The 14,200-nt window shown below is 57.9% G+C and carries 11 protein-coding genes; 5 read left to right on the plus strand and 6 right to left on the minus strand.

The annotated features are described in order from the left end of the window. The first annotated feature begins 816 nt into the window (after positions 1–816). Complete coding sequence (locus tag R6X40_RS29805; RefSeq protein ID WP_318418638.1) at positions 817–1,506, plus strand: response regulator transcription factor; 690 nt, start codon at positions 817–819, stop codon at positions 1,504–1,506. Then, positions 1,503–2,876 (plus strand): HAMP domain-containing sensor histidine kinase, encoded by a 1,374-nt coding sequence (locus R6X40_RS29810; RefSeq protein WP_318418640.1) that lies wholly within the window; start codon positions 1,503–1,505, stop codon positions 2,874–2,876. Before R6X40_RS29805 ends, R6X40_RS29810 begins: the two co-directional genes overlap by 4 nt. A gap of 170 nt (positions 2,877–3,046) precedes the next feature. Here the strand turns inward: R6X40_RS29810 and R6X40_RS29815 are convergent, their stop codons facing one another. The 6 genes from R6X40_RS29815 to R6X40_RS29840 form a co-directional block, all read right to left on the minus strand. Beyond that, positions 3,047–4,150, minus strand: a complete 1,104-nt coding sequence (locus R6X40_RS29815; RefSeq protein WP_318418641.1) for a sn-glycerol-3-phosphate ABC transporter ATP-binding protein UgpC — start codon at positions 4,148–4,150, stop codon at positions 3,047–3,049. 1 nt (position 4,151) lies between these two features. Continuing rightward, positions 4,152–6,080, minus strand: a complete 1,929-nt coding sequence (locus tag R6X40_RS29820) for a glycoside hydrolase family 127 protein (protein ID WP_318418642.1) — start codon at positions 6,078–6,080, stop codon at positions 4,152–4,154. 21 nt (positions 6,081–6,101) lie between these two features. Next, positions 6,102–6,980: a carbohydrate ABC transporter permease gene (locus R6X40_RS29825; RefSeq protein WP_318418644.1), complete on the minus strand. Its 879-nt coding sequence runs from the start codon at positions 6,978–6,980 to the stop codon at positions 6,102–6,104. Continuing rightward, on the minus strand, positions 6,977–7,894 hold the full coding sequence (locus R6X40_RS29830; RefSeq protein ID WP_318418646.1) for a sugar ABC transporter permease: 918 nt from the start codon (positions 7,892–7,894) through the stop codon (positions 6,977–6,979). The genes R6X40_RS29825 and R6X40_RS29830 overlap by 4 nt, the downstream gene beginning before the upstream one ends. Positions 7,895–7,970: 76 nt before the next feature. After that, complete coding sequence (locus R6X40_RS29835) at positions 7,971–9,209, minus strand: sugar ABC transporter substrate-binding protein (RefSeq protein WP_318418647.1); 1,239 nt, start codon at positions 9,207–9,209, stop codon at positions 7,971–7,973. A gap of 41 nt (positions 9,210–9,250) precedes the next feature. Further along, a complete protein-coding gene (locus tag R6X40_RS29840) occupies positions 9,251–10,285 on the minus strand; it encodes a LacI family DNA-binding transcriptional regulator (protein ID WP_318418649.1) in 1,035 nt (344 codons plus the stop codon). Between the two features lie 245 nt (positions 10,286–10,530). Here R6X40_RS29840 and R6X40_RS29845 point away from each other — a divergent pair, with 245 nt between their 5' ends. The 3 genes from R6X40_RS29845 to R6X40_RS29855 all read left to right on the plus strand — a co-directional run bounded on the left by R6X40_RS29845 (position 10,531) and on the right by R6X40_RS29855 (position 14,200). Then, complete coding sequence (locus R6X40_RS29845) at positions 10,531–11,451, plus strand: metalloregulator ArsR/SmtB family transcription factor (RefSeq protein ID WP_318418650.1); 921 nt, start codon at positions 10,531–10,533, stop codon at positions 11,449–11,451. A gap of 115 nt (positions 11,452–11,566) precedes the next feature. Further along, positions 11,567–13,075 carry an alpha-N-arabinofuranosidase gene (locus R6X40_RS29850; RefSeq protein WP_318418651.1) on the plus strand — a complete coding sequence of 503 codons (1,509 nt, stop codon included), beginning with the start codon at positions 11,567–11,569 and terminating at the stop codon, positions 13,073–13,075. Between the two features lie 27 nt (positions 13,076–13,102). Beyond that, positions 13,103–14,200, plus strand: a complete 1,098-nt coding sequence (locus R6X40_RS29855; protein ID WP_318418652.1) for a sn-glycerol-3-phosphate ABC transporter ATP-binding protein UgpC — start codon at positions 13,103–13,105, stop codon at positions 14,198–14,200.

Raw genomic sequence — 14,200 nt, forward strand, 5'->3', positions numbered from 1 at the left:
ATGGTATCCACGGCCAGGATAACCGTGGCGGTCGATTTAATCTGCGGTGCACGCCGTCAGGAACGAGAGGGTCGCGGCTGTACTGAATAAAAGTAGGGCACTCTTGGGTCTCATATTATTCTGTGCTCATTTCCAGCTGAGAGCTTTCTTGATCCGCTGCATATCGGTCCATACCTTGCGGCATCTGCGGGTTCCCCACCGTAGGGCCCTTTGCAAGGCTGATAGGATGGCGCGCCTATTACCCGAATATTACGTGATAAAACTGTCGTCTCGGCAGCAGCGCCGGGATTGGAAAGATCACGAGTTGCCAATTGCCAGCCACCGCTGATCCGCAGCCAAGACCTGTGCGGATGAGGCCTGTCCAAGCTCGCTCCGCTTGGACCGCAGGTAATCTTGCCGCAACACAACCTACGCATCAGTGGGAATCACAGGGCACAAAGCGCCTTGTTCCATCCGTGAAATGATTGTTTGAACCGGAACCCGTTATGCGAGATATCTTGACCAACTGGAGCGTGAACTGCGTGCCCATTCTGATCGGCGTCGCAGCATTTATCGCCATATCCAAAATCGTCTGATGCACCCATGCATGTCCGAAGCCGTCAAGTACACTCGCTGTGGCCGAGACCAATGGCACGGCGCTAAGGGGTATGTTTGGGGATGTTTGGGGATGTTTTGCGACATGCCGGGTTCGGGCAACGCATGCTGTAATGTTGGTGCAACGATTCTGAGCTAATCGCGCCCTCGCCGCTAAAGACATACAGGGGCTTCTGTGAATTGGAACGTTCATCCTGGCCCGCGAACTGAGGGCGATATCGTGTGTCACTGGAGACTTTTGTGCGAGTTTTGATACTGGAAGACGACAAAGAGCTGGCGCAGTGGTTACGAAGTGCATTCACAACGGCCATCGGCGCAACCGATGTCTTCTCGACCATCGAAGACGCGGAAGCCGCGCTTGATGCATTTCATTTCGATTTGATCGTGATCGACAGAGGGCTTCCGGATGGAGATGGGCTCTCGCTGTTGTCCAAGATCAGCGCGTGTAAACCGCGACCCGCCACATTGTTCCTGACAGCCTACGATGATCCGACAGATATCCTGACTGCCCTCGATGGTGGAGCTGACGAGTATATCTGCAAACCGTTCGAGCCTCCCGAGCTTATTGCGAGGGCGCGAGCGGTATTGCGCCGGTATAATGCTGACCGAAGCGGATTGAACGTCGTGGGAAATCTCAGCTTCGATACCCATCACCGAACGGTAGAAGTCAATCACATTCCGGTTGAGATCCCTCGGCGTGAGTTGGCGATACTGGAAGCTTTGATCCGAAGAGCAGGCCAGGTCGTGCAGCGAGACCGGCTTGAGGGCGCTGTCTATTGTATCGATGACGAAATTGAGTCGAACGCGCTCGACTCGCATGTTTCAAGGCTCAGGCGGCGACTGAGAGAGGCTGGCTGCAGTGTCCAGATCAAGACCGTTCGAGGTTTGGGCTACGTGGTGACACCTCAATGAAATATTATGGCAAGTCTTTAAGTTTCCGGGTCGCCACGCTGTTTGTTGTGGGCTCAATCATCGTGATGACACTCAGTATCATCGTCACGCTTGGCCTTTTTCTCGCAATGATGCCGGAAGAAAAAAGCCGCATCGGCCCCCATACCATTGCGAGTGCATTGGACGCGGCAATCACGCATGACGCAGCCGGCCGCATGCATATCGCCGACGACATCACAAATTCGACACTCCTCGCCCTCGCCAAACAACGGCAATCATTCTGGTACCTAGTGACAAATGGAAAACAAGAGCTTTCCTATGGTCCTATAAGGCGGCACGCTGACCCGCTATTTGCAGGAGGGGCCCAGGAAGACATAGTCCACGCCGAGTATATCTATGCTCAGGACGGGCAACAGATGGTCGGCGTGCGTACGGCATCATATAATCACATTGGAACCACGGTTGAGGTGGGGGGGCTCGTGTTGTCGCTCCCAGAAGCGATCTGGTTTGTTTTGGTGGCGTCACTGGACGGTGGACTTTACCCGTTTCTGGGCGCGGTGTTGTTGGCGACGACCACGGCAACGGTCTTGATTCTCCGGTCAACGATCGCAGGTCCGGTGAGGCGCGTTGTCAAATCGGCGGAACGAATCGACGGCCTTCCAAACGGCCGCCGGCTCCCCTCCGATTTCACTCCGACGGAATTGCTTCCTATGGTGGCAGCGTTCAACACGGCACTTCAACGAATTGATCTGGCGTTTGACTCGCAACGCCATTTCCTCTCAAACGCGGCGCATGAGTTGCGGACACCTCTTACCAAGTTGCGCGTCAAGCTCGAAGATGTCCAAGATCAAGAGCTCAAAAAGATGCTGGTTCTGGACACAATCCGCCTGTCCTCCATCGTAACGACGCTTTTACAGCTCGCGAGACTGTCGAAACAGTCCTTGACCATGACAACCGTGGATTTGGTATCCATAGCCCGCGCGGCATCATCCGAATACGTCCCGGCTGCCATCCAAAAGAATATCGATATTCGCTTGGAAGCGCCGGACACTCCGGTTCACGTGCACGGATCAGAACTTGCTATCCACACAGCAATCACAAACCTCATTGCAAACGCACTGAGGCACGCTTCAGGAACGCCAACAGTGACCATACACGTTGCTGACGGCGGCCACGTTTCCGTCATTGACAAAGGTCCGGGCATTCAGGCTGACGAATGGATAGACATCATGAAGCCATTTGTAAAAGGCAAGGATGGCAGTCCAGATGGAGTAGGGCTTGGTTTATCCATAGTTTGCCAGGTGATGGACATTCATGGCGGCTCCATTGATCTTCAACAATCGCCCGGTGGAGGGACAACCGTAACGCTGGTGTTTCCACGCCAAACATAGCAGCGCCACACGCGGCCCCCTCATCGGTACACTTGCCTGGACCCTCGGTGCCCTGACAATGGTGCCGACACGCGAGACAAATTGCACGCCGTCGTGCTGCCTAAACCAGAACTGCACGTTCAAAGCATGTGTTTGCAGCGTCAAGGTTCCAGTGCCGGTCGGCCAGAGTTTTAGATCTTCTGTGCGATGCAATCATCACGGCGCCTCAGCCTTAATCCGGCAGTGTCGAAGAAGCGAAGGTCATCTTCCCGCCATTTGAAATGGAGGATGTCACCTGCCTGGACGGGCATGGGTGAACGGTGCTCGGCCGTCACTGCCTGGCCGTCTTCAAGCTGACAATAGAGAAACTGCGTCCCTCCCAGATATTCGTAGAAATCCACCTTGGCGCGCAGCGTCCCTTCGGCGTCTGCGACAACAGTCAAATGCTCGGGGCGCACACCGAGCGTCAGTCTGTCGCCCGGCGTCATCAGCGTGCCATTGATCCGCGTCGCGATCCGGCTTTTGCCGATCCGGACGGTCCCATCGCCGGCCCATTCCGTCGTGAGAAGGTTCATCCGCGGCGAACCGATGAACCCGGCGACGAATGTGTTGGCCGGGTTTTCGTAGATTTCGCGCGGGCTGCCGGTCTGTTCAACTCTCCCATCGCGAAGCACAACGATCAGGTCGGCGAGCGTCATTGCCTCAGTCTGATCGTGGGTGACGTAGATCATCGTGTTGCCAAGTTCACGGTGAAGCCGGGCGATCTCGATGCGCATCGAAACACGCAGTTCCGCGTCCAGATTGGAGAGCGGTTCGTCAAAGAGGAAGACGTCCGGCTTGCGCACGATCGCACGGCCGATTGCCACGCGTTGGCGCTGGCCGCCGGAAAGCTGGCCGGGACGGCGATCCATCAGCGGGTCGATCTTCAGGATGGCCGAGGCCGCGGAGACACGACGCTCGATCTCCGCTGTGTCCGTATGCACCATCTTCAGGCCGAAAGCGAGATTATCGCGCACGCTCATATGCGGATAGAGCGCATAGGACTGAAAGACCATGGCGATACCCCGGTCGGAGGGATCGAGATCCGTAACGTTGCGTCCCTTGATCTCGATCTCACCGTCGGTGACATCCTCCAGCCCAGCGATCATCCGCAGCAATGTTGATTTTCCGCAGCCGGACGGACCGACAAAGACCACGAAGGAACCCTCCGTAATCGTCAGGTCAATGCCGTGGATCACTTCGAGATTGCCGAAGCTTTTGCGAATATCAGTCAGCACTACACTGGTGTCGGTCATTTTATTCACCGTTCAGTTCGCCCGCTCTGACCCAGACCAGCATTTCACCCGGCGCCCGGTTGTCCCAGAACGGATAGGGCACGAAGCGGGCCGTCGACTTTTCGTTTTTCGGCGGTGACGTCCGGTACAGAGCGTCGCCCCAGTCGAACTGATCGCGTGTGACCGGCAGGTCAAGCGCTACGGCCCCACGTAGCTCCGGGAGTTCGGTCGTCGTTGCATGCGACAAATTACCCACCAGCTGGATGCCGTTGAGGCCTTCGCCATTGTCGGTGGCCTCAACGCAATAGACCATCGGGCCGCGCATCAAAGCGATGCGTCCGGCGTCCTGCCGCACCAACGGATTGGCAAACAGCGCGCGCGGTACCAACGGGATATCGAGATCGATATGATCGCTGCTCTTCCAGTCCCGCTCGATACGGGCATAGCCGTCGATCATCGTTGCGGTGAGATCCAGTGTCTCGCCGTTAACCCTCAGCGTCGCGCCATCGGCCCATTCCGGAATGCGCAGCGAGATGGCAAACCGCGCCGTCTTGTCCGTCGTCACGTCGAAGCGGATCGCACCATTCCAGGGATAACGGGTCTTCTGCCCCAGCTCGATCTCGGCCCCACCGATGTTGAAACGCGCGTTGCTTTCGCCGTAGAGATGCACGGCGATCTCGTCTTCCGATACCGCATACATATAGGAGCCGATGGACGCGAGAAGGCGGGCGATGTTCGGCGGGCAGCAAGGGCAATGGTGCCAGACCCAACGGTGATGTTTGCCGGCGCTCTCCAGTGGATTTTCGTAGAAGAAGGTCTTGCCGTCGAGTGATAGGCCCGACATCGCGCCATTATAGAGCGCCTGCTCCATGATGTCGGCGTAGCGGCGGTTCGGGCCACGGCCTAGCATGCGGTTGGCCCAGAATACCAGGCCGACAGACGCACAGGTCTCGGCATATGCGCTTTCGTTGGGCAGGTCATAGTAGTCGGTAAAGCCCTCATTGGAGGCCGCCGGGCCGATGCCGCCGGTCACATACATCTGCTTGGTGGTCAGATCGTCCCAGAGTGTTTCGAGCGCCGCTGTTAGGGTGTCGTCGCTGTATTCCGTGGCGATGTCGGCCATGCCCGCGTAGAGATACATGGCGCGCACCGCGTGGCCGACGACCTTCTTCTGATCGCGGACCGGCAGATGCGACTGGCTGTATTCATACGTCTTTTGGATGAAATTGGCGGGGTCGCGCCCATCGCGGATCGTTTCCTCGGTGAAATAATGGGGCTCTCGTCCGCGCTCATCGACGAAGAATTTGGAAAGATCGAGATACTTTTTCTGGCCTGTCACCCGCGCCAGCTTCACCAGTGCCAGTTCGATTTCCTCATGACCGCAGTAACCGCGCAGCTGGCCTTCGCCACGTCCGAATGTCTGGATGAGGTAATCGGAATAGCGGCACATGATGTCGAGCAGCTTGCGCTTTCCTGTTGCCTGGAAATAGGCGACGGCACCTTCGATCAGATGGCCGGCGCAGTAGAGCTCGTGATGATCGCGCAGATTGGTCCAGCGCCGATCCGGCTGGACGCGCTGGAACCAGGCGTTCAGGTAACCGTCCTCATCCTGCATCTTCTCGTACATGTCGATGATCGCGTCGACACGGGCTTCGAGTTTCGGGTTTTTCCGGCGATAGAGCGAGTAGGCCACCGTCTCGATCGACTTGCCCAGATCCGAATCCCAGAACATCTGCGTCGTGCCGCCCCATGGCTGGATAGGAATGACAATGCCGGGGCTTGGCTGGCGGGTGTCGATGGCGCTGATCATACCTGCCGCGACGCAGCGATCGAGCAGCGTTTCGGCCGTGGTGTCGCAAATCGCCTCCTGCCGGTCGCCGAAAAGGCCGTGAATATCGACGCAGGGCACGGGCAGGGGGCGAAACTGGCGGTCTCTTTTCATCGTGTTCATGGCTTGATCCGTTTCTCGAAATTATTTCACAGCGCCGGCCATCAGCCCGCGCATGTAATAGCGTTGCAACAGCAGGAAGACGATCAGACAGGGGATCGTCATGACGGCGACGCCGGCTTGTACTGCACCCCAGTTGACCGCACCAAGGCGCCCGGCGCGTACCGCCATCATCAGCACCGGCAGCGTGTATTTGTCGTTGCTGGACAAGAGGATCAGGGCCGCCAGAAACTCGTTCCAGGCATTGAGGAAGGCGAAGATGGCGACGGTCGCCACCCCGGGCAGGACCAGCGGCAGGAGCACACGAACGAGCAGCTTGAGATCGCGTGCGCCGTCAATGCGCGCAGCTTCCTCGATCTCCTTCGGCACGGCATCGAAAGCATTGCGCATCATGAACACCGAGAAGGGGAGCTGCAGTGTGACGTAAACGAGCGTCAGTCCGAACAGCGAATTGTTCAGCCCAAGCTTGGCGAGGATGATGAACAGTGGCGTCAGGATCGACTGAAACGGGATCATCAGTGTGGCAATGATCAGCACGAACAGCACGTTCTTCAGTGGAAACCGGTAACGCGAGAAGCCATAGCCGGCCAAAAGGCTGACGACGACTGTCAGCACAACGGTTGCGATCGAGACGAGCAGCGAATTGATTGTGTGTTGCCAGATGCCTGCGCCGAACGTGTCGAGCGACAGGTAGGAATCCATGCTGATGCCGTTTGTTGGCCATGGTGGAAGCGGTGGCAGGCGAGCCTCTGTCCCGTGACGGAACGATGCCAGGAACGTAATGATGAAGGGAGCCAGGAAGAACAGGCAGATGGCAATACCGGTCGCATGATAGGCGCTGTTAGCCTGGAAGGTTTTGCGGGCGCGGCGCTGCTTCGAAAGGCTCTTTTGGGACGGTGTCATAGCCGGTTCTCCCCGACGCGCAGCAGCCAGAGCTGCACGATGCTGATTGCGACCAGTATCGCGAGAAGGACGATCGAAAGCGCTGCGCCATAGCCCAGATTGAAGGACACGAAGGACTGGTTGAAAATATAGTAGACCACCGAGATCATCCGGTTCTGCGGTCCACCCGATGTCATGATGTAGAATTGATCGAAGGCGAGGATCGAGCCGGTGACGGAGATGATCAGCGCCAGCGCGATCGTCTTGCGCATCAAGGGGAGCGTCAGGTGCCGGAAACGCTGCCAGCGGCCTGCGCCATCAATGCGGGCTGCCTCCGTCAATTCGGCGGGAATGGCCTGCAGGCCAGTGAGGAGAATGATCATGGTGAAACCGGCGATCTTCCAGACGACCATGACGATGATGGTGAGAAAGGCGCTGTCGAAGGTGGCGAGCAGGTTCGGGCTCTTGTCAACCAGCCCAAGTGCTTTGAGCGCCGGGCCGATGAAGCCACTATCGACATTGGCCAGCCAAACCCAGAGCAACGAGGCGGTCGCCAACCCGACGACAACCGGCAGGAAGATGATGGTGCGGTAGGTGCTGACGAAGCGCCGCTGCTTTTCGACGAAGATCGCCAGTGGAAAGGCGACAGAAAAGATCGCGATGGTCACGATCACTGTATAGTAGGCGGTGAATTGCAGCGCCGACATGAAGCGCGCGTCATGGATCATGCGGACGTAGTTCTTGAGGCCGATCCAGCGCGTCCCGCCCATCAGCGGCCAGTTGTGCAAGCTCATCCAGCCGGTAAAGATCACCGGCATGACGAAGAACAGGATCACGAGCGCCATCGCCGGTGCGATGTACATAAGGCCGCGCCAACCCGATCTGCGACGTCTCTTGCGTTGAGGCGACAGGGTCTTCGAACCGGAACCGGTCATCGAAAATGCTCCGCATGATTTTAGGGAAATTGGCCGGGAGGCGGCTTTGCCTCCCGGCCACAGCGGCCGGGGGAGATTACTGGCCGCTGTCGATGATCGATTGCATCTCACTTTGGGCATTCGAGAACGCGCCGTCGACGTCATCCCCGAAAATGGCAGCGCTGGTGAAGGTTGCCCATGGGCCATTGGCGCTGTTGATCAGGTCATTGAACTGCAGCGTGTATGGCGTCTTGGCGACGGAAATGGCCTGGATGCCGACCTGCAGCCGGGGGTCGAGACCTTCCAGTACCTTGTCGGCGATATCGCCTCGGGTTGGCAGGCTGCCGTACTTCGCCATGATCTTCTGGCCATCTTCGAAATAGATATATTCGAGAAATTCCTTGACGGCATCCATCTTCGGCGTGCCTTTGGTGATGACGAAATTGTCACCACCGGCAAACGATGACGTCCCGCCAGTGGCACCGGGTATCAGTGTTACTCCGAAATTGATGTCCGGATGTTCCGTCACCAGAGATCCTATGGCAAATGCCCCCAGGCTCTGCTGGCCGATCTTGCCGTTGGTGAAGCTGAGAAAGTTTGCGCCATTGTCGCTGGCGGCACCTGCCGGCACGAGGTCCTTCTTGACCATGTTGCGGTAGATATCGACGGCCTTGCGCATTTCCGGCGTATCGAGTGTCGCGGTCTTGCTGTCGGCGGAGAGGATATCGGTACCGGAACCCCAGACGAGCGGCGTGAACGTGAAGATCATGCAGCCGCCACAGCCGCCACCAGAGAAATAGAAGCCGTAGGTATCATCGCCCAGTGCCCGGATTTTCTCCGCGTTGGCGGTGATTTCGTCCCAGCTCGCCGGCGCTTTTTCCGGATCAAGACCGGCCTTCTTGTAAAGGTCCTTGTTCCAGGCGAAAACGGATGTCTCGACCGACAGCGGCAGGCCGTAGATACGGTCCTGATAGGTGCCGAGTTTGACATGGGACGGCGACAGCGCGTTGAAATAGGGCAGGGACTTCGCCCAGTCCGTCAAGTCCTCGAGCTGGCTGGCGGCGGCAAAGGCGGGGTTGTAGATCAGGTCCATCGAAAGCGCGTCGGGTGCTTGTCCGCCGGCGATCGCCGTCGCGTATTTCTGCACGAGTTCCGAGAATGGCACCTCGGTCATAGCAACCTGGTTTTCGTGGCTGGAATTGTAGGCTTCGACGGTCTTCTTGAAGGCTTCGCCGATTCCCGACCTCACCCACATTTCGACCTTTTCGGCGGCCGACGCGCCGGATACCAGGCAAAGGGTAGCGATGCTGGTCGCTGCCAATAGACGCTTGATCATGACACTCCTCCCAATATGGCGCCTCTCCTCGGCGCCTCAGTTTATTTCCTCGGGCTATCACCCCCGCATGATTGCCGGACGACCAGCCGGCATGGCAGTTTCCTCACTCCCGGCTCGACAGGCCGTCCTTCAGCGAGCGCCAGAACGGTCAATCCCGCCTGCCGTCCGAGTTCCTTCAGTTCCATATCCACCGTCGTCAGCGGTGGCCGCGTCTGGGCTGCGACAATCTCCCAATTGTCAAAGCCGATGACGGAGACATCTTCCGGCACCTTGATGCCGCGCTCGCGCAACGCGTCCACCGCGCCACGGGCGATCTGGTCATTGCCGCAGAACAGCGCATCCGGCTTCTCTCCAGACCTGCTCCAGATTTGAGCAATTGCCTCATGGCCCCAGCTTTCCGACCAGACGCCGTACATAACCGGTTCGGCAACACCTGCCGCTTGGCTGAAGGCATCGGCGCGTTCGTGCACCGAAAAGAAGTCTCTTGGGCCAGTGATATGGACGATCCGCTGCCGTCCGATCTGCTGTAGCCACTGCACGGCAAGCGTCGCACCATGTGCATCATCGGAGCGGAACGTGACGCTATCGGGCGTCCCCTCGGTAAACGCATAAACTACCGGAACAGGCAGGTTCGAAAGATCGACGGGCAGGCGCCTGTCGAGCCGCTTGCCGGTGGCGATGATGCCGTCCACCTGTTTGTCGAGCATGGCTTCGACATGGATTTGCCCCAGCGCCGGGTCATCCTCGATCGCACAAAGAAAGACCGAGACGCCATGATCGACGAGCGCTTCCGACACGCCAGCCATCACGGGCAGGGTGAAGCGTCCATACGTGTCATTGGTCAGAAGCCCGATGGTGAAGCTGCGTTTACTGAGCAGGCCGCGTGCAAGAGCATTCGGGCGAAAGCCGATCTCCATGGCCACGCGTTTAACCCGCTCACGGGTCTCATCTCCCATACGTCCATTGTTGTTCAGCGCTTTCGAGGCCGTCGAAATGCTGACGCCGGCCGCCGCTGCAACGTCATGAATGGTAATTCGCCTTTTTGCTCCCCCGATCTCCAGAATATCCTCCCTCAACTGCCATGAGAAAACCTTTTACCAGATCAACTGTCAAGTGAGAAAAGGTTTTCTCACTTTTGCACTTAGTCCCGGTTATTCCGGATCTTTGCGGGGATATGCGGTTGACGCGGTTGATGCGGACAATTGGGCTGTCGGCGGAAACGCGGACGCGCTCCAACTGCGGAAGTCCAACCGACGGTTCAGCAGGCATTGATCGTATCTAGTTTTCTGATACACATCAATTCCGCATTCTGGGAGGATATATGAGCACGCGATTTCTGATGATTGGTCCGGAGGATGGGAAAGAGGTATTGAAATGCCTTGCTGCACCCGCACGGCTTTCCATGCTGGAGCTTCTGCATGCCCGCGGACCGCTCAATGTCAACGAGATCGCAGATGCCCTTGAGTTGCCGCAGTCGACCACCTCGACCCATCTTAACCTCCTGGAAGAGGCGGGTCTCATTCGAACCGAGGTCTCAAAGGCACGCAAGGGCAGCCAGAAAGTCTGTCATGCCGTGCATGAGGAAATTGTACTTTCTTTCGCGAGCCCGGCAAAGACAGGCCAGGAGGTGATCGAGGTCGCCATGCCTGTCGGCCTCTATAGCGGTTACGAGGTCGCGGCACCCTGTGGCATGTGCTCGCGCGATGGCATTATCGGATATCTCGACAGCCCCGATACTTTCCTGGCTCCCGATCGGATGAAGGCCGGATTGCTTTGGTTTACAATGGGATATGTGGAATATCAGTTTCCCAACAACGCCCGCATAAAGGGGGCTGAAGTCAAGGAGCTGGAAGTGGCTCTGGAGCTCTCTTCGGAGGTTCCAGGCACCTCCGACAACTGGCCATCCGACATCACGCTCTCTATTAATGGCAAGGGCATCGGCGTCTGGACTTCGCCCGGTGACTTTGGCGATCGTAGAGGAAAGTACACACCCGACTGGTGGAAGCTGAGAGGAAGCCAGTACGGTGTTTTGAAATATTTCCGCGTGACGGACAACGGGACCTTTATCGACGGTATCCGAATTTCCGATACCAGCCTGGCCGATCTCGGTCTTCTGGAGCACCGCTCAATCCGGCTACGCATCGAAGTGCCCGAGACCGCAGAACATCCGGGCGGAATCAACATTTTTGGCCGGGGTTTTGGCAATTATGACCAGGATATCGTCCTGCGATTGAAGACCTGATTTTCTACCCATTGCGCGTTTGCCTCCCAAAGGCGGCTTGACGCCCGCATCTTCCTGTGTAAATTATCATACTAATGGATATATATCTGTTTTTCAGATATGCAGGGAGGAAAGCATGCGCGCAGTCGGCACCGCACACAGCGGTTATGTCATCGGGACTATTGATCCACGCCTTTACGGCTCTTTCGTCGAACATCTCGGCCGCGCCGTTTATTCGGGCATTTACGAACCGGATCATCCGACTGCTGACAAGAATGGCATGCGTCAGGACGTTATCGACCTCGTCCGTGAAGCCGACGTTCCGATCGTCCGCTACCCGGGCGGAAACTTCGTGTCAGCCTATGATTGGGAAGACGGCATTGGCCCGCGCGAAGAGCGCCCCGTGCGCCTTGATCTCGCCTGGCACAGCTCCGAGAGCAACCATGTCGGCATCCATGAGTTCGCCGACTGGGCCGAAGCTGCCAACACCGACATGATGCTGGCCGTCAATCTCGGCTCGCGTGGCCTGGATTCCGCCCGCGCCTTTCTCGAATACGTCAACCATCCGGGTGGCAGCTACTGGTCGGATCTTCGCCGCAAGAACGGCCGTGAAGAACCCTGGAACGTCAAGATGTGGTGCCTCGGCAACGAGATGGACGGCCCCTGGCAGATCGGCCAGAAGACAGCGGAAGAATACGGCCGTATCGCCTTCGAGACCGCCAAGGCCATGCGCGCCTTCGATAAATCGATCGAACTGGTCGTCTGTGGCTCTTCATCGCCAAAGATGCCGACCTACCCGGCCTGGGAAGCAACTGTTCTCGACTACACCTACGATTCGATCGACTACATCAGCCTGCACATGTATTTCGACAATCATGCGGATAATACTGCGGATTATCTGGCACAGAACGCCCGTCTCGACGACTATATCGCCACCATTGCCGGTGTGATCACCTATACCAAGGCCAAGAAACGTTCGAAGAAGGATGTCTATATCAGCTTCGACGAGTGGAACGTCTGGTACCACTCCCGCGAGGCTGACCGGAAGGTCTTGGAGGGTAATGATGGCTGGCCACATGCTCCGGCGTTGCTCGAAGACATCTACAATTTCGAAGACGTTCTGCAGGTCGGCTGCATCCTCAATACCTTCATCCGCCGCTCGGATGTGGTTAAGGTCGGGTGCCTTGCGCAACTCGTCAACGTTATTGCGCCGATCATGACCGTTCCGGGTGGCCCGGCTTGGCGTCAGACGACGTTCTTCCCTTATGCCTATGCCTCACGCTATGGCCGCGGGAAGGCGCTGCAACTGGCGCTGGATTGCCCCAGCTACTCAACCAGCTTTGCCGAAAACGTCTCCTATCTTGATATGTCCGCTGTTGAGACCGAGACCGATGGTGCCCTGACGTTCTTCATCGTCAATCGCCACCAGACGGAAGCGATCGAGCTCGACCTTTCTCTCGAAGGATTTGGCGACCGCAAGGTGATCGCGGACAAGGTCATGGAAGGGCACGACCTTCGTGCCGTCAATGGCCCCGGCGACGAAGCAATCGAACCGCGCGACGGTTCGGGCGCATCGGCTACCGGCCGCCGTCTTACTGCTTCCATCGCGCCGCTGAGTTACCGGATGATCCGGCTCGGCGCGTAAGGCAGGCAACGACGGGGAGGAGGAACCATGTCGGCATCGATTGAAATTACCAATGTGACAAAACGCTATGGCGCGCTCAGCGTGCTGGACGACATTTCGTTGTCCATCAAGGCAGGCGAGTTCGTCGTCTTCCTCGGTCCTTCGGGATGCGGAAAATCCACGCTTCTGCGGATGATCGCCGGTCTCGAAGACGTGACGGACGGGACGATATCCGTAGCCGGTCAGCGCGTGGATACGTTGCCGCCGGGCAAGCGTGGCGTTGCCATGGTCTTCCAGTCCTATGCGCTCTATCCGCATATGACCGTCGCCCAGAACATGTCGTTCGGCCTTGAAAACATCGGCCTGCCGAAGGACGAGATCGAGCGCCGCGTCCAGCAAGCCGCGGCAACCCTCGAAATCGCCCATCTTTTAGACCGCAAGCCGGCAAAACTGTCAGGTGGCCAGCGCCAGCGCGTTGCAATCGGCCGGGCCATCGTCAAGGAACCGAAGGCCTTCCTGTTCGATGAGCCGCTGTCGAACCTTGACGCAGCGCTTCGCGGCCGCACCCGGCTGGAGCTTGCCCAGCTTCATGCCCGCCTCGGCAGCACGATGATCTTCGTCACGCATGACCAGGTGGAAGCAATGACGCTCGCTGACCGCATCGTCATCATGCATAATCGCAAGATCGAGCAGGTCGGCACGCCGATGGAAATCTATCGACGTCCCGCGAGCCGCTTCGTCGCGGGTTTCGTCGGCTCGCCAGCCATGAACTTCGTGCCGTTGAAGAGTGCTACAGGCATTGGCGGCACGTTGACAATCGGGACCAACGGCCTTGGCGATATCCATGCCGCTTTCCGCCTGCCCGTGAACTTTTCGCCAGAAGGCGCGAGCCTTGGCATCCGCGCGGAAGATGTTGCAGTGCTCCCAGCAGGGCAGAAGGGCATTGCGTTCACGGCCGAAGTCGTTGAACGGCTCGGCGATCGTACCCTGATCTATGGCCACCTAGCCGATGGCACCAAGCTGACGGCCGAAACCGACGGCCGCAGCGAAGCGCGTGGCGGCGACACGCTTCAGATCGCGCTCGATACGACAGCAATCCACCTGTTCGATGCCGCCGGCATTGCCCACCATTCGGAGGGCGAATGA

The sequence above is a fragment of the Rhizobium sp. PL01 genome (assembly GCF_033447125.1).
GTDB lineage: Bacteria > Pseudomonadota > Alphaproteobacteria > Rhizobiales > Rhizobiaceae > Pararhizobium.